This is a genomic window from Polaribacter sp. BM10 (genome assembly GCF_002005425.1).
Lineage (GTDB): Bacteria > Bacteroidota > Bacteroidia > Flavobacteriales > Flavobacteriaceae > Polaribacter > Polaribacter marinaquae.
The window spans coordinates 3,169,002-3,185,545 of sequence record NZ_CP019704.1; the positions used below are offsets into that span (position 1 = coordinate 3,169,002).

The following is a 16,544-nucleotide window of genomic DNA, read 5'->3' on the forward strand; positions in this document are numbered from 1 at the left end:
ATGAAAAACTTTGCATTAATAGGTGCCGCAGGTTACATTGCACCAAGACATTTAAAAGCGATAAAGGATACTAATAATAATTTAGTTGCTGCTTTAGATAAATTTGATTCTGTTGGTGTAATGGATAGTTTTTTTCCGAATGCAGATTTTTTTGTTGAATTCGAGAGATTTGATAGGCACATAGAGAAGTTAAAGAGAAATCAAAATACAAATTTAGACTACGTAAGTATTTGTACTCCCAATTATTTACATGATTCTCACATAAGAATGGCATTAAGAAGAGGTGCTGATGCTATTTGTGAAAAACCAATTGTATTAAATCCTTGGAATATTGATGCTTTAGCGGCAATTGAAAAAGAGTCTCAAGGTAAAATAAATACGATTCTTCAGTTAAGATTGCATGAATCTATTATTCAATTGAAAAATAAAGTAGATTTAGCAAATAAAAAAGGGAAGTACGATATTGATTTAACATATATTACTTCGAGAGGTAAGTGGTATGATATTTCATGGAAAGGTGATGAGGCTAAATCGGGTGGAATAGCAACAAATATTGGTGTTCATTTTTATGATATGTTGTCTTGGATTTTTGGGAATGTCCAAGAAAATTTTGTACATTTAAGAGAGAAAAACAAAGCAGCAGGTTTTTTAGAGTTTGAAAAAGCAAGAGTGCGTTGGTTTTTATCTATCGACGAAAATGATTTGCCAAAAGAGATTAAAGAGAAATCACAACGAACATATAGATCTATAACTATTGATGATGAAGAACTAGAATTTAGTAATGGGTTTACAGAATTGCATACCAAAAGTTATCAAAAGATTTTATTAAATGAAGGTTTTGGATTGGATGAGGTAAAAAACTCTATAGAAATCGTTCATGATATCAGAAATAAAGCTATATTACAAACAGGTGAAAAACACCCCTTTGTAAAGTAAATAATTAATCTATATTTGCATTAAAATTTTAAAATGAAGAAAAAAGCAATCATCGTATCTGGTTACTTTAACCCGATTCATAAAGGACATTTAGAGTATTTTAATAACGCTAAAAATTTAGCAGACGAATTATTTGTAATTGTTAACAGCGATTTACAAAGAGCGTTAAAGGGTTCTAAAGAATTTCAAAAGGAAGAAGAACGTTTATTTATTGTTCAGAATATAAAAGCAGTTGATAAAGCATTTATATCTATAGATAAAGATAGAACGGTGTGTGCTTCAATTAAACATCTTCATGATACTTACGGAGATGAATATCAATTGGGTTTTGCAAATGGTGGAGACCAAAATAATAATTCTATTCCAGAGGTACCAACTTGTAAAGAATTAGGTATTGATTTAATTGATGGTTTAGGAGATAAAATACAATCATCTTCTTGGTTGTTAAATAAAAAATAAAGAAATGAAAATAGGGATAACTTTTAGTGCTTTCGATTTACTGCATGCAGGTCATATAAAGATGTTAGAAGATGCTAAACGCGAGTGTGATTATCTAATTTGTGGTTTGCAAACTGATCCAACTTTAGATCGACCAGAAAAAAATAGACCAGTACAATCTGTAGTAGAAAGGTATATTCAGTTGAAAGGATGTAAATATGTAGATGAGATTGTTCCTTATGCAACAGAGCAAGATTTAGAAGATATTTTAAAATCATTTAAAATTGATGTTCGTATTATTGGTGATGAATATGCAAGTAAGATGTTTACAGGTAGGCAATATTGCGAAGAAAAAGGTATAGAACTATATTTCAATAAAAGAGAACACCGTTTTTCTAGTAGCGGATTGCGTAAAGAGGTACAAGAAAAAGAAAATTTAAAAGTTAAGGACAAATAGTTTATGAATATAGCTGTTATAGGCTCTGGTTATGTAGGTTTAGTTTCTGGTACTTGTTTTGCAGAAATGGGAAATAAGGTAACTTGTGTTGATATTGACCAAAATAAAATACAGAAATTAGAACAAGGGATTATTCCTATTTTTGAACCAGGTTTGGAGCAAATGGTTTTAAAAAATGTAAAAAATAATAATTTGTTTTTTACAACCCAATTAGGTGAAGCAATTAGTGATGCCGAAATTGTGTTTATTGCTGTTGGTACGCCAATGGGTGACGATGGTTCTGCAGATTTGCAATACGTTTTAGCGGTTGCTAAATCTATTGGAGAAACTATGGGTAAAAGATTAATTGTTGTTGATAAATCTACAGTTCCTATTGGTACTGCAGATAAAGTGAAAGCAACAATTCAATCTGAATTAGATAAACGAGGAGAAAGGATTGAATTTCATGTTGTATCAAATCCAGAATTTTTGAAAGAAGGAGCGGCTATTGATGATTTTATGAAGCCCGATAGAGTGGTGATTGGTGCAGATTCCGATTACGCATTTGATAAAATGAAGCAATTATATTCACCTTTCTTTAGAACACATGATCGCTTTATCACTATGGATATTCGTTCTGCGGAAATGACAAAATATGCCGCAAATACAATGTTAGCAACAAAAATTTCATTTATGAATGAGATTGCGAATATTTGTGAAAGGGTTGGTGCAGATGCTAATAAAGTAAGAATTGGTATTGGCTCAGACAAAAGAATTGGTTACAGTTTTATTTACCCTGGCGCAGGATATGGTGGTTCATGTTTCCCTAAAGATGTTAAAGCTCTTAAGAAGATTGCCGAAGAAAATGGGTACAAAGCAAACTTAATTGAATCTGTAGAGAATGTTAATGATGCTCAAAAATTAGTAATTGCTAATAAAATAGTAAAACGTTTTGGTGAAGATTTAACTGGTTTTACTTTTGGTTTATGGGGGTTAGCTTTTAAGCCAGGAACTGATGATATGAGAGAAGCCCCAGCTATTTATATTGTGAAAGAATTAGAAAAAAGAGGAGCAAAAGTAAACGCTTACGATCCGAAAGCAATTGAAGAGTCTAAAGAGTTTTACTTAAAAGATGCAAAAAATATAAAATATTGTAATTCTAAATATGAAGTTTTACAAGGTGCTGATGCTTTAATTTTGTTAACAGAATGGAAGGAGTTTAGGTCTCCTGATTTTGAAGAGATTAAAGCACAATTGAAATCACCAATTATTTTTGATGGTAGAAATCAATATAATGCATTTAATTTGGAAGACAACGGATTTGAATATTTTCAAATTGGTAAATAGTTTGTAATGAATAAACATACAAAAATTTATATTGCTGGTCATCGCGGAATGGTAGGTTCTGCTGTTTGGAGGGCTTTAGAAAAAAAAGGTTACACAAATTTAATAGGTAAAACTAGCAAAGAATTAGATTTAAAAAATCAAGTAGAGGTTCTCGAGTTTCTTGAGACAGAAAAACCAGAGGCTATTATTGATGCTGCTGCAAGAGTTGGCGGAATTTTAGCAAACAATGATTTTCCATACCAATTTCTAATGGAAAATATGCAAATTCAAAATAATTTAATTGATAGCGCACTAAAATGTGGTATCAATAAATTTATTTTTTTAGGAAGTTCTTGTATCTATCCGAAGTTGGCTCCTCAGCCACTAAAGGAAGAGTACTTATTAACAGATTCGTTAGAACCAACAAATGAGTGGTATGCAATTGCTAAAATTACAGGGGTAAAAGCGTGTCAAGCAATCAGAAAACAATTTAATAAAGATTTTGTAAGCTTAATGCCGACAAATCTATATGGATATTCCGATAATTTTGATTTAGAAACTTCACATGTTCTACCAGCAATGTTACGTAAATTCCATGAAGCTAAATTAAATGATAATGCCGATGTAACTCTATGGGGTAGTGGAACACCAATGAGAGAGTTTTTATTTGTAGATGATATGGCAGAAGCTGTAGTGTATGCTTTAGAAAATAATTTGCCAGAATATCTATACAATGTTGGGTCTGGTAAAGATATTACAATAAAAGAACTGGCAGAAACAATTCAAAAAGTTACAGGTCACGAAGGTGGTATTATATGGGATTCCCACAAACCAGATGGAACACCAAGAAAATTAATGGATGTTTCAAAAATGAAAAATATCGGTTGGCAATATTCCACAGAATTATTGGAAGGAATTGAAAAAACCTATCAATGGTTTTTAGAAAATATAGAAAATATTAAAGAAGTAAAGTTAGAAGCGAATTAAAATTTTATGAAAGTAGCATTAATTACAGGTATTACAGGACAAGATGGTTCTTATTTAGCAGAGTTGTTATTAGAAAAAGGATATGAGGTTCATGGTATTAAAAGAAGAGCGTCTCTTTTTAATACAGATAGAATAGATCATTTATATCAAGATCCTCATGATCCTGATCAGAGGTTAAAACTACATTACGGTGATTTGACTGATTCTATGAATTTAACTAGAATTATACAAGAATGTCAACCCGATGAAATTTACAATTTAGGAGCTATGTCTCATGTAAAAGTATCATTTGATATGCCAGAGTATGTTGGTAATGTTGATGGTTTAGGTACTTTAAGAATTTTAGAAGCGGTAAGAATTCTTGGTTTAGAAAAGAAAACCAGAATATACCAAGCTTCAACTTCAGAATTATTTGGAGGGCTACCAGAGAATAAAAATGAAAGAGGTTTTTATGACGAAAATTCTCCTTTGTATCCTCGATCTCCTTATGGTGTTGCAAAAATTTATGGTTTTTGGATAACAAAAAATTATCGTGAAGCATACAACATTTTTGCTTGTAACGGACTTTTGTTTAATCATGAATCACCTAGAAGAGGAGAAACTTTTGTAACCAGAAAAATTACACGTGCTGTTGCTAAAATTGCTTTAGGATTGCAAGAAAAAGTGTATTTAGGAAACTTAGAAGCAAAACGTGATTGGGGACACGCAAAAGATTACGTAAGAATGATGTGGATGATTTTACAAGCAGATCAACCAGAAGATTGGGTAATTGCAACTGGTGTAACTACTACAGTGCGAGACTTCGTAAGAATGGCCTTTAGTGAAGTAGGGATTGAATTAGAATTTAAAGGAGAAGGTGTAGAAGAAAAAGCTTTTGTTACAGCTTGTAATCATAAAGATTTTCAAGTGGAAATTGGGAAAGAGGTTTTGTCAATTGATCCTTCTTATTTTAGGCCAACAGAAGTTGATTTATTGTTAGGTGACCCTTCAAAAGCTAAAGAAAAGCTAGGTTGGGTACCAGAATATGATTTGTCTGCCTTAGTAAAAGATATGATGCAAGGAGATATTGCATTAATGAAAAAAGATGTTGATTTGTTAAAAGCAGGTCATGAAATTTTAAAGCAGGTTGAGTAATAATTTATTATAACATAATAAGTTTTTTTAATATGAATAATACATATATTATAGCAGAAGCAGGAGTAAATCATAATGGAGATGTTAAGATTGCTAGAAAACTGATTGAAGAAGCTAAGAGTTCGGGGGCAGACTGTGTTAAATTTCAGACGTTTAAAGCTTCACAAATAGTAACTAAAACTTCACCAAAAGCAAAATATCAGTTAGAAGTTACAGATAGCTCAGAAAGTCAATATACTATGCTAAAAAAATTAGAGCTTGATTTTAAAGCATATGAAGGTTTGGTTAGTTATTGTAAAGAAATTGGTATTGATTTTTTATCTACACCGTATAATCTTGAAGATATAAGTTTTTTAGAAAGGTTAGGGGTCTCAACTTTTAAAGTAGCATCAGGACAATTAACAGAGTTACCTTTTTTAAGAGCTTTAGCACGAACAAACAAGACCATTATCCTTTCTACAGGTATGGCAACTTTGTCTGATGTATTTGATGCAGTTGAAACAATTCGTAATGAAGGGAATGATGATATTATTGTTCTTCAATGTACAACCAATTATCCCTCCGATATAAAAGATTCTAACATATTAGCTATGCAGACCATTAAAGAAGCATGTGGTGTAAGAGTAGGTTATTCGGATCATGTTGAAAATAATTATGCATGTTTTGCTTCTGTAGCTTTGGGAGCTGAAGTTGTTGAGAAGCACTTTACTCTCGATAAGAACATGGAAGGTCCAGATCATACCTGTTCACTAACTCCTATTGAGTTCAAAGAGTTGGTAGAAGGAATAAGAAATATCGAATTAGCATTAGGAAGTAAAATAAAAAAACCTGCACCTATTGAAATAGAAAATAGTAAAGGGATGAAAAGAGGTTTGGTTATTGTTAAGGAAATAAAAAAAGGTGATGTTTTAACAGAAGACCATGTTGGGTTTAAAAGACCTCTTAAAGGGATCCCAATCAATATGCTGGATAATTTGATTGGTAAACAAGTTTCAAAACATATGTTTGTAGATCAGGCAATTGATTACAATTGTATTGTATGGTAACAGGTATTAGTTTAGTTGATGTTTATTCAGATAACACAAGCCTTATTAAAGAGTTTCTCGATGGGGCTACAGAATCTATAAAATCATTTCGATATTTTGAAAATAGACCTTTAAGTATCGTATCTAACCATATAAAGACAGTAATTGCTATTTATGATAATCAACCGGTAGGATATGGGCATTTAGACAAAGACTTAAATGATATTTGGTTTGGAATAGCAATTTCTGATAACTTTAAAGGCAAAGGTATTGGTAAAAAAATAATGTCTTATTTGATTAATTATGCAGATTGTTCTGAAATTATAGAATTAAAATTATCTGTAGATATTAATAATGTTATAGCCATAAATATGTATAAAAAGTTTGGTTTTATAATGGATAAAAAACTTAATACAAATGTATTAATTATGAAAAGAAACAAAAATGAAGCCTAATATTTATTTAAGTTCTTTAGCTTTTTTAGGTAAGCCAGTCGAAGAGATTATTAATATTTGTGAAAAAAATAATTATAATTTAGAATTTAGTTCCGGTATGCCATATAAAGAAAATATGGTCGAAATTTATTTGAATTGTTCAATCAATAGGCAACCTCACAACTATTTTCCAGATCCAATAAAACCTTTTGTATTAAACCTGGCTAGTGAAAATGAAGTTATAAGAAATTTATCTATTGAACATTGTAAAAATGGATTGAAATTAGCAAAAAAATCTGAATCTCCTTTTTATGCAGCTCATGCAGGATTCTGTATTGATCCTAATCCAGAAGAATTGGGACAGAAAATAGATATTCAATACAATTTTGATAAAGAAAGTAATAAAAAGCATTTTATAAATTCTATTTCCAAAATTTTACAATTTGCAGACGATTTAGAAGTAGATTTTTTAATAGAGAACAATGTTTTGGCTCCGTTTAATTTTAATGGAGAGAATCCTTTACTTTGTTGTGAGTTTAGTGATATCGATTGGCTTTTTAAAAAAATAAACCATGATAGATTTGGATTACTTTTAGACACAGCTCACTTAAAAGTTAGTTGTAAAACACTGAGTCTAGATTTATTAAATGAGTTTAATAAAATTAGGCCGTATATTAAGGCTTTTCATCATAGTGATAATGACGGCACTAAAGATAATAATCAAAAATTAACTAAAAATTATTGGTTTTTAGATTTTTTGAAAGACTTCGAAAATTATGTACATGTTATAGAGGTTAAATCTTTAACACCGTCAGAAATAGAAAATCAAATTAAAATAATTCAAAATAATGGAACTTCAAAATATAATAATTAACAAAAATAATAATTTAAGAGAAGCTCTTCAATTATTAGATAAAAATGGATTAGGAACCCTATTTGTTGTTAATGATTTAAATATACTTATAGGAGTTTTAACAGACGGGGATGTTAGAAGGTTTTTATTAAGGGATGTAAATCTTAAAGTTAAGGTAGAGATTTTAATGAATAGAGAATTTACTTCACTTTCTATTAATACGGATAATGCTAAAATAATTGAATGTCTTAACGATAAAATAAAATATATTCCTTTACTTGATGAAGATGGAGTTATTGTTGATTATGCATCAATTAATAGATTAAGAAGGATAAGTATTTGTTCTCCTTTACTTGAAGGAAATGAGTTGTTGTATTTAACAGAATGTGTTAAAACTAATTGGATCTCATCACAAGGTAAATATGTGAGGTTATTTGAAAAAAAATTTAAAGATTATCATGAAGGTTTTGAGGCATTAGCAGTAAGCAATGGTACTGTTGCTTTGCATTTAGCATTAGAAGCGCTTGGAATTAGCGAAGGTGACGAGGTTATTGTACCTAATTTAACTTTTGCAGCATCTATAAACGCAGTTATTTATACAGGTGCAACACCTGTATTGGTTGATGTGGAACAAGATTCTTTTAATATTGACGTTTCAAAAATAGAAGAGCTTATTACAAGTAAAACAAAAGCAATTATGCCTGTTCATTTGTATGGACAATCTTGTGATATGGATGCGGTTGTAGCTATTGCAAAAAAACATAATTTATTTATCGTAGAAGATTGTGCAGAGGCTTTAGGGTCATTGTTTAAAGGTAGACCAGTTGGTGTTTTTGGAGATGCTGCTACATTTAGTTTTTTTGGAAACAAAACAATTACCACAGGAGAAGGAGGTATGGTTTTATTTAAAGATTCTAAAATAGCTCATAAAGCTTCTGTTTTACGTGATCATGGTATGAGTAAAGAAAAAAGATATTGGCATGATTATGTTGGATTCAACTATAGACTTACTAACCTGCAAGCATCTGTAGGAGTTGCTCAGTTTGAACGTTTAGAATATTTTGTTCAGGCAAAAAGAAATCTAGCTGCTACATACAATGAGACATTAAATAAATATGATTTTTTTCAAACACCAATTGAAAAGGAAGGAACTTTTAATTCTTATTGGTTATACACGTTTTTGATTAAAGATAATGCACCTTTTTCTAGGGAGGATTTAATGAATTATTTGAGTAAAAAAGGTATAGAAAGTAGACCAGTATTTTATCCATTGCATGTTATGCCACCATATAAAGGTTATGGTAATAAAGAATATTTAGAAACATCAACATTAATATCTAAAAGTGGAGTTAGTTTACCATCTTCTGTAAATTTATCTGAGGTAGAAGCTAATTATATATGTAATTCTATATCAAATTTTATTAAAGAATTATAAAAAAACATATTTTGAAAGAGAATACTAAAATACTTTATCTAATCCCTGCAAGGGGTGGTTCTAAAGGATTGCCAAAAAAAAATATTAAAGTTTTAGCAGGTAAACCTTTAATTTACTATTCAATTAATGCTGCTTTAAGTTTGACTACAAGCGAAAATATATGTGTTTCAACAGATTCCCCTGAAATTAAAAAGGTTGCTGAAGAATTTAATATTGATGTCCCCTTTTTAAGACCAGATATGTTGGCATCAGATTCAGCCACTACCGAAGATGTAATATTACATGCTCTTGATTTTTATAAACGTAAAGGTGTTAGTTATGATTTTGTAGTTTTACTTCAACCTACATCACCATTAAGGAAATCAACACATATTAAGGAAGCTTTAAGCTTAATTAAACCAGGTGTTGAATTAATTGTTTCGGTTAAAGAAACAGACTCGAACCCTTATTATGTTTTGTTCCAAGAGAATGATTCTGGTGTGTTAGAAAAATCAAAAAAAGGGATTTTTACACGTAGACAAGATTGCCCAATTGTTTATGAATTAAATGGAGCTATATATGTAATTCGTACTAAAGATCTTTTAGAAAAAGGGTATCAAAATTTAAAAATGATTAAGTATTTAATGGATAAAGAAGATTCTGTAGATATTGATGATGTTTTAGATTTTAACTTAGCAGAAATATTAATGAATTCATCTAAATAATAAGTTAATTATATCTCATTTTAATTTTAAAATTATATCGCAATTTATATTAATTGATTTAAAAAAAAAAACAAGAAATTGTATATTATTGTACCATCTTACCCTTCAATATATTTTGCTCTAAATCAGTTTTATTTGGGCGAAGATGTTGTGGTTATAACAAATAATACTAGTGTTAAAAAGTTAGTAGAGAGATTAGAAATAAAATGTATTTTTATATACTTTAACCTTAATTACAAAAATGTTCTTCAATTTCGGTTTAAGTTAAAAAAACTTCTTAAATCTTTAGATTTGAATAAGAACTTGTATTTATTGGATAATGTACATACCGTAGAAGGTTTTTTTATTTCTAATAATTGGAAAAAAGGTAATGTGTACTATAAAAACCTTTCAACAGAATATTCTATATTTAAAAATAGCTTAAATACTAAATACAAAATAATTCAATTTTTATGTAAGACGGTGTTAAAGTTAAATTTAATTTTTAGAAATCAAAATGGTATACCAGCAATTGGTATTGATGACTCTTTTTTGTTAGAGAATAAAATTAATCCTTTAGTATTAGATAACTACAACACAATAAAACTAGATGTACTAAATAATTTTAGCTTCAAAGGTGATAAGTATAATTCAATTTTAATTCTTCAAGGTAAGCTAGAAGGAATAATAGAAATTAATTCTCTTAAATTAGTTTTTAATGAAATTAAAAAATTAAAATCACTTGTTTTAAAAGAACACCCAAAACACAAAACAGATGAATTATTTTCAATAGGCAATATACCTACTATTCCAGATTATTTTCCTGTAGAAATGTGTTATGGTAATATTAAAAATAATATTATTTCTGTTTTTTCATTATCGTTAGTTGTTGCTAGTAGAATGAAAGGCAGAAAAGCAATTTCGTTATTAGAGTTGGTTGATTGGTGTAATGAAGATTATAAGAAACAGATTAAAAATATGCTTATTAAAAAGAGTTCTAATAAAATTATTTTTCCAAAAGACATATTAGAATTACAAAAAGAATTAAAAAAATAACTTATTGAGCAAGATATTTACAAATACTATATGGTATACCATAGGTAAAATTATACCGGGTATTACGGGGTTTTTATTGTTACCAGTTTATGCAGAATATTTAACAACTGAGCAGTATGGTATATTACAATCTATGCAAGTCTTAATAGCCATATTGTCTATTTTTTTTACACTCGCAACAGAGCGCTCTTTATTTAGAATATACTATGATTATGAAAATGAACATAAGAAAAAAGTTTTTATAGGAAATTCTTTTTTTTTAATAGTTTTTATTTCAACTGTTATGTTAGGACTTATGTTCCTGTTTAAAGATTTGGTTAGTCAAATATATTTAAACATTCCATTTAACCCATATTATAGATTAGCTTTATTTAACGCTTATTTTTTAGCATTTTCTCAAATACCATTAATTTTATACCAAATAAATGGACAAGCAAAGAAATTTGTAATATTATCAATAAGTCAATTTTTAGTAGGTGTAATTTTAATATTATATTTTGTTTTACACGTTAAATTAGCTGCAGAAGGTATTCTTAGTGGACAGGTTATTGGAAACCTTATTATGTTGCCTTTTTTCTTATTTATAATTTATAAAAATTCTAATTTTAAGTTAGATAGAAAAATCTTAAAAAATATTCTATCTTTTTCAATTCCTATGATACCTGTTTTATTATCTGCTTGGGTTTTAAATATGTCGAATAGAATTTTTATCGAAAAATATGTTAGTTTATCAGAAGTAGGTGTTTTTTCATTTGCTTTTAAAATAGCAAGTATTGGGGTTGTAGTTTTGGGTGCATTTAACTCTGCATTTAACCCAGTGTTTTATAAAATAGCTAATGACAATAAAATTGAGTCTAAATTAATTTTAAAAAAATACTTTAATAATTATGTTATTATTATTACATGTATATGTTTTTGTATTTGTTTTTTTAGTAAAGAAATTATATTAATTTTTATCAGTAAAAATTATCATAGAAGTATTTATTTAATTCCTATATTGGTGTTACCAATTTTAATTAACCAGATAGGAAGTCTTTATAATCTTATGATTTATCAGGAAAAAAAAACTCTGTCAATGATGTTTGTTAATTTAATATCTCTTATTATTAGTTTTGTTTTAAATGTTTATTTAATTCAAAATTTTCAGACGTATGGTGCAGCTTGGGCTACTGTATTTTCAGTAATGATATTAACCTTAATGAAATATTTTTTAGCTAAGAATAACTATTTTGTTTCAATAAATTATCGACTGGCAATAGTTGTTTTTGTAGTTTTTGTTTTTATTATTTATTTAGATATTTATTGTTTCGATTATAACCCTTATTATTCTATTTTATATAAAATTTTATTTTTTATTTTATTTTTCAGCTACTGTTTAGTTTTTAAAAGAGAATTTTTTAAAAAAAAATTTAAAAAATAGATGTGGTTATTGTGTTACTAAGATATAAAAAGGTGCAAATATTTTTTTTAAAATATTACTATTGGCAGTTAAATTTACAATATTAGTTTGTTCTCTTAAAGTTTGTCGAACAATAGTTTTTTATTGGTTTAATTAAGAAGTTTTTATTATTATTCTATTTAAATTTAGTGTAAAGAGAATATAAAGACAATTTTAATTATATTTTTCTTAATGCCATAATTAGAAGTATTTATATAGTTTAATTACTTTTGTTAATGTGAGTTTTAGTAAAATATCATTTAATATTGAAATCAAAAATAGATTATAAATTAAAATAACAGAAGAATTTTTTTTAAAAGATATTTCGACATAATTGTTTTATGAAAAAAATAGGTATTATAGAATTGTGTGAAAAAAATCATCATAGTATGATTTATAATTGGATTTCTATTGCTAATGTAAATAATTGGGATATTACTCTCTTTACCACTGAAAGCATTTATGAAAATGTAAAAGATGAATTACGTCTGTTAAATTATAATTTAGTACTAAAAGATAGAAGCAGCTTTTTCTTCTTTAAAAAAATAAAAAATCATTATAAAGAATTTAAACTAGATTCTTTAATTTTTTTAAGTATTACTCGTGGTTTTTTTTCTTTACTGTTTTTAAGATTCAAAAAAATTAATCTTGGTATAACAATACACAATTCTAATGCTTGGTTCCTCGGAGGTAAACCAAAAAAAATTAGACATTTACCTAAAATTTATGTTCGTTCAACATTAAAAAAAGATGCCAATTTTTTTATAGTTAATAGTAGTAATATGAAAAACTATATAGATTTAAATTTTATTGAAACCAAGCCTATACATATATTACCATTTTCGTTAAGAAGAACAAAAGTTAAAAAAGTTTTTGAGAATCAATTTACAACAGTATATCCAGGTTCTGTAAATGTTAATAGAAAAAATTACGATAGTTTTATTACTCTAGCAAAGGAAAACCCAGAAGATAAGTTTATACTTTTAGGAAGTTATGTTAACGACAAAAAGAGTATAGATGTCTTTAACAAAATGAAAGAAATTAGAAATATTAAAGTTTTTGAAGATTATGTTCCGCTTAAAGATTTTCATAATATTTTAGGTAATTGCAATTTATTATTTAGCGATATTGCTGTAAATTTTGAATTAGCTGAGATGAGAGAAGTTTATGGTTTAACAAAAGATAGTGGTATTTCATATTCGATGATTGAATACAGTAAGCCTCTTTTAGTAAATAAGTCTTTTAAAAATTTATTAGAGTTAGATGATTGTACCTTATATTTTCAAAATAAAGAAAACTTATTAAACTTGTATAAGCGTTTAAGAGATGATAGTAGTACTTTAATATCTATACAAAATCGAATAAAAAATAATACAAAACAGTATTCTGTAGAGCATTATGCAAAATCTTTGAGAAATTTATAATGGCTATCTATATTTATACTTATATTTTTTTGTTTTTGATATTATTATTATCATTTTCTAATAATAACAAAACTAACCCAATAATTATGTTTTTGATAGTTGGTTATTTATTGTTATTTGGTGGATTAAGATATGATGTTGGCGTAGATTATTTATCCTATAAAGATTTTTTTCACTATATAACAATAGGCTATAACACGTATTTAGAAATCAGCTTTATTCTATTGGTTCGTATTATTGATTTCTTTGGTGGCTCTTTTCAGCTTTTGTTTTTTGTTTATAACCTACTGATTTTATTGTTTTTATTAAAATTTTTAGATTTTTTCTCTATAAATAAGGTCTATTCACTATTTATATTTGTTACCATTCCACTTTTTTATTTTGCCTCATTTAATACAATGCGTCAATGGGTTGCTGTAGCTGTTTTTGCTTATTCTTTAAAGTTTATAATTAAAAAGCAAATATATAAGTATATGTTATGTATGCTATTGGCTGTATTAATGCATAAATCAGCTTTTTTAATAATACCCCTTTACTTTATTCTAAATAAAAAAATAAGTTTAAAGTTATATACTATTGTTGCCTTTATTTTTTTTATTTCACTAAATTTTGTTAGTATAATCATAACTAAGATTGGGTTTTCAAGTGTTTATACTAATATTGAACTAGAAACTGATGAAAAATTAAACATACTTATTTTTCCACTAATATTATTATTTGTATTAATTTGGAAGTTAAAATTTAAACACAAAAATTTGGTCTTAAATATGATTTTTATTTCAATTTTGATATCATTTGCACCAATTTTAGTACCTAGTTTACCTAACTCTTGGGCACTTAGAATTACATCTTATTTTACTATTTGCTTGCTGTTTGCCATTCCAAATATATCTCTTTCATTATCTTCTAAACCATTAAGACAAATTAGTATTTCATTAATTATATTAGTTTGTAGTGCTTATTACTTTAGAACATTATTAGTTCTAGGTGAAAGGTACAAGTTGGTTCCATATAACATTAATTTTGATTTATTTAATTTATAAATATGAACAATCCACTAGTAAGCGTTATCGTACCTACATTTGGTAGACCGCAAAATCTTTTAAGAGCTGTTAATAGTATAATAAATCAAGACTATAGAAATTTAGAGATAATTATTGTAGATGATAATAATCCAGAAACAAAAGAAAGATATGATACTGAAGAAATTGTAAAATCAATAAATGATCAAAGAATTTTATATGTAAAACACACCAAAAATAAGAATGGAGCAGCAGCGAGAAATACCGGTATTAAATTGGCCAGTGGGATATATATTAGTTTTTTAGATGACGATGATGAATTTTTTATTAGTAAAATTAAAGATCAGCTAGCGTATCTTAAAAACAATAAAAAATATGATGCTTGTTATTGCAGAAGTGTTTATTACTTAAAAAACAAGCTCACATACGAGACCTCCTATATAGAAGTAGGTTCTATAACTGAAGATATCTTGTCCTTAAAGAGCGAGTATAATTCTTCAACATTGTTTTTCAGAAAAGATAGTTTAATTAAAATCAACGGTTTTGATGAGAGTTTTAATAGAAATCAAGACTACGAGGTTATGATTAGATATCTGAGGCATTATCAAATAGGTGTTGTAGACAAAAACCTAGTAATTAGACACACCGATAATATAATGAATCAACCCTCATTCGAGAGTTATAGAACTACACGATTTAAGTTTTTGAATTCATTTATGGATGATATTAATAAGCTTAGTGGTAAACAGAAACGTCAAATTTTGAAGAATTTTTATTTTGATTTGTCTTTTTATGCTTTAAAAAATAAAAGGTTTAAGTTTTTTCTTAAATACTTGTTTAAATCAAAACCAGATTTAAAATTAATTCAGAGAAATCTTAACAAAGCAAAAAAAATTTTAAGTAGGAAAATTAAGGTTTAATTATTCTTAAGTTTTTATATTTCAAAAATAAATAATCTATGATTCACAAATTTACTGTAGTTATGTCTGTATATATTAATGATACAGATAGTAATCTTAGAGAGTCTGTTGATAGTTTGTTAAATCAGACGTTAATACCATCTCAAATTATCATTGTAGTTGATGGGGTAATTAATAATGAACTAGAAAAAAGTTTACAATTTTATTCAAATAATAGTTTGATTAATATCTTTTACTTACCTGAAAATAAAGGTTTGGCTAATGCTTTGAACTATGGGATTTCAAAAGCAAGATATAGTATTATAGCTAGAATGGATGCAGATGATTTATCATTTCCCGATAGATTTGAAAACCAACTTAGTTATATGTTTCATCATAAATTAGATGTTGTAGGTGGGCAAATAGTAGAATTTGGTAATGATATCAAAGATATTATTGCTACTAGAAATGTACCTTTAAGTCATAATGAAATATCTGAGTTTATGAAGACTCGAAGTCCATTTTCACATCCTACAGTTATATTTAAAAAAGATGTATTTGATACTATAGGAGGCTACGATTCTAAAATTTTCCCTGAAGATTATGATTTTTTTGTAAGAGCTTACTTAAGTAATTTTAAACTAGGTAACTTTCCTGATAATGTACTTTGGTTTAGAATTGGAAATAATAAAAAAGAAGCTTTAAAAAGAAGAAGAGGTTTTAAATATGCAAGGAATGAAGTTAAATTGTATTTTAAATTTTATAAAATAGGTTTTTACAATTTATATGAGTTTTTAAAAGTATGTTTATTAAAAATTCCATTAAGAATTATACCCTTTCCTATCTTTTATTTTTTGTATTTTAAATTTTTTAGAAATAATTAGCAATAAACCTTTTGTAAGTATGTTCTATATGAAATCACTATTAGTTTGATTAAAATTGAATCATAGCTAATTATTTAGATTTTAAATACCTAGTGTGTATTTTTTACATTATAGGCTAGTTTAAGATATTATTT

Annotated in this window: 17 protein-coding genes; all 17 read left to right on the top strand. The window is 27.3% G+C overall.

All coding sequences use genetic code 11. The annotated features are described in order from the left end of the window. Positions 1–936: a Gfo/Idh/MocA family oxidoreductase gene (locus tag BXQ17_RS13975; RefSeq protein ID WP_077811228.1), complete on the top strand. Its 936-nt coding sequence runs from the start codon at positions 1–3 to the stop codon at positions 934–936. A 33-nt stretch (positions 937–969) separates the two neighbouring features. Further along, positions 970–1,395, top strand: a complete 426-nt coding sequence (locus tag BXQ17_RS13980; RefSeq protein WP_077811229.1) for an adenylyltransferase/cytidyltransferase family protein — start codon at positions 970–972, stop codon at positions 1,393–1,395. 4 nt (positions 1,396–1,399) lie between these two features. Continuing rightward, entirely contained in the window at positions 1,400–1,831 is a 432-nt protein-coding gene (locus BXQ17_RS13985) for an adenylyltransferase/cytidyltransferase family protein (RefSeq protein WP_077811230.1), read from the top strand. Between the two features lie 3 nt (positions 1,832–1,834). Further along, a complete protein-coding gene (locus tag BXQ17_RS13990) occupies positions 1,835–3,157 on the top strand; it encodes a UDP-glucose/GDP-mannose dehydrogenase family protein (protein ID WP_077811231.1) in 1,323 nt (440 codons plus the stop codon). A 6-nt stretch (positions 3,158–3,163) separates the two neighbouring features. Continuing rightward, entirely contained in the window at positions 3,164–4,123 is a 960-nt protein-coding gene (locus BXQ17_RS13995; protein WP_077811232.1) for a GDP-L-fucose synthase, read from the top strand. Positions 4,124–4,129: 6 nt separating this feature from the next. Further along, positions 4,130–5,257 (top strand): GDP-mannose 4,6-dehydratase, encoded by a 1,128-nt coding sequence (gene gmd, locus BXQ17_RS14000; protein ID WP_077811233.1) that lies wholly within the window; start codon positions 4,130–4,132, stop codon positions 5,255–5,257. A 32-nt stretch (positions 5,258–5,289) separates the two neighbouring features. After that, positions 5,290–6,303, top strand: a complete 1,014-nt coding sequence (neuB, locus tag BXQ17_RS14005; RefSeq protein ID WP_077811234.1) for an N-acetylneuraminate synthase — start codon at positions 5,290–5,292, stop codon at positions 6,301–6,303. Beyond that, the gene (locus tag BXQ17_RS14010; protein ID WP_077811235.1) at positions 6,297–6,737 is read left to right on the top strand and encodes a GNAT family N-acetyltransferase; all 441 of its coding nucleotides are present in this window, start codon (positions 6,297–6,299) and stop codon (positions 6,735–6,737) included. The genes neuB and BXQ17_RS14010 overlap by 7 nt, the downstream gene beginning before the upstream one ends. Further along, complete coding sequence (locus BXQ17_RS14015; protein WP_077811236.1) at positions 6,727–7,590, top strand: sugar phosphate isomerase/epimerase; 864 nt, start codon at positions 6,727–6,729, stop codon at positions 7,588–7,590. Before BXQ17_RS14010 ends, BXQ17_RS14015 begins: the two co-directional genes overlap by 11 nt. Then, positions 7,565–9,004 (top strand): aminotransferase class I/II-fold pyridoxal phosphate-dependent enzyme, encoded by a 1,440-nt coding sequence (locus BXQ17_RS14020; protein ID WP_077811237.1) that lies wholly within the window; start codon positions 7,565–7,567, stop codon positions 9,002–9,004. Before BXQ17_RS14015 ends, BXQ17_RS14020 begins: the two co-directional genes overlap by 26 nt. An 11-nt stretch (positions 9,005–9,015) precedes the next feature. Continuing rightward, positions 9,016–9,708, top strand: coding sequence for an acylneuraminate cytidylyltransferase family protein (locus BXQ17_RS14025; protein ID WP_254712386.1), 693 nt, complete (start codon positions 9,016–9,018; stop codon positions 9,706–9,708). 291 nt (positions 9,709–9,999) lie between these two features. Further along, positions 10,000–10,743, top strand: a complete 744-nt coding sequence (locus BXQ17_RS14030) for a hypothetical protein (protein ID WP_149025919.1) — start codon at positions 10,000–10,002, stop codon at positions 10,741–10,743. 4 nt (positions 10,744–10,747) lie between these two features. After that, positions 10,748–12,163 carry a lipopolysaccharide biosynthesis protein gene (locus BXQ17_RS14035; protein ID WP_077811240.1) on the top strand — a complete coding sequence of 472 codons (1,416 nt, stop codon included), beginning with the start codon at positions 10,748–10,750 and terminating at the stop codon, positions 12,161–12,163. A gap of 359 nt (positions 12,164–12,522) precedes the next feature. Then, on the top strand, positions 12,523–13,605 hold the full coding sequence (locus tag BXQ17_RS14040) for a glycosyltransferase (RefSeq protein WP_077811241.1): 1,083 nt from the start codon (positions 12,523–12,525) through the stop codon (positions 13,603–13,605). Then, complete coding sequence (locus BXQ17_RS14045) at positions 13,605–14,648, top strand: EpsG family protein (RefSeq protein WP_077811242.1); 1,044 nt, start codon at positions 13,605–13,607, stop codon at positions 14,646–14,648. Before BXQ17_RS14040 ends, BXQ17_RS14045 begins: the two co-directional genes overlap by 1 nt. 2 nt (positions 14,649–14,650) lie before the next feature. Continuing rightward, positions 14,651–15,547 carry a glycosyltransferase family 2 protein gene (locus BXQ17_RS14050; RefSeq protein WP_077811243.1) on the top strand — a complete coding sequence of 299 codons (897 nt, stop codon included), beginning with the start codon at positions 14,651–14,653 and terminating at the stop codon, positions 15,545–15,547. 38 nt (positions 15,548–15,585) lie between these two features. Continuing rightward, positions 15,586–16,410, top strand: a complete 825-nt coding sequence (locus BXQ17_RS14055; protein ID WP_077811244.1) for a glycosyltransferase — start codon at positions 15,586–15,588, stop codon at positions 16,408–16,410. Positions 16,411–16,544: the final 134 nt, after the last annotated feature.

Excerpts from the sequence above, each read along its gene's own strand:
- BXQ17_RS13975 (WP_077811228.1), top strand. The coding sequence starts at position 1 with ATGAAAAACTTTGCATTAATAGGTGCCGCAGGTTACATTGCACCAAGA.
- BXQ17_RS13980 (WP_077811229.1), top strand. The coding sequence starts at position 970 with ATGAAGAAAAAAGCAATCATCGTATCTGGTTACTTTAACCCGATTCAT.
- BXQ17_RS13985 (WP_077811230.1), top strand. The coding sequence starts at position 1,400 with ATGAAAATAGGGATAACTTTTAGTGCTTTCGATTTACTGCATGCAGGT.
- BXQ17_RS13990 (WP_077811231.1), top strand. The coding sequence starts at position 1,835 with ATGAATATAGCTGTTATAGGCTCTGGTTATGTAGGTTTAGTTTCTGGT.
- BXQ17_RS13995 (WP_077811232.1), top strand. The coding sequence starts at position 3,164 with ATGAATAAACATACAAAAATTTATATTGCTGGTCATCGCGGAATGGTA.
- gmd (WP_077811233.1), top strand. The coding sequence starts at position 4,130 with ATGAAAGTAGCATTAATTACAGGTATTACAGGACAAGATGGTTCTTAT.
- neuB (WP_077811234.1), top strand. The coding sequence starts at position 5,290 with ATGAATAATACATATATTATAGCAGAAGCAGGAGTAAATCATAATGGA.
- BXQ17_RS14010 (WP_077811235.1), top strand. The coding sequence starts at position 6,297 with ATGGTAACAGGTATTAGTTTAGTTGATGTTTATTCAGATAACACAAGC.
- BXQ17_RS14015 (WP_077811236.1), top strand. The coding sequence starts at position 6,727 with ATGAAGCCTAATATTTATTTAAGTTCTTTAGCTTTTTTAGGTAAGCCA.
- BXQ17_RS14020 (WP_077811237.1), top strand. The coding sequence starts at position 7,565 with ATGGAACTTCAAAATATAATAATTAACAAAAATAATAATTTAAGAGAA.
- BXQ17_RS14040 (WP_077811241.1), top strand. The coding sequence starts at position 12,523 with ATGAAAAAAATAGGTATTATAGAATTGTGTGAAAAAAATCATCATAGT.
- BXQ17_RS14045 (WP_077811242.1), top strand. The coding sequence starts at position 13,605 with ATGGCTATCTATATTTATACTTATATTTTTTTGTTTTTGATATTATTA.
- BXQ17_RS14050 (WP_077811243.1), top strand. The coding sequence starts at position 14,651 with ATGAACAATCCACTAGTAAGCGTTATCGTACCTACATTTGGTAGACCG.
- BXQ17_RS14055 (WP_077811244.1), top strand. The coding sequence starts at position 15,586 with ATGATTCACAAATTTACTGTAGTTATGTCTGTATATATTAATGATACA.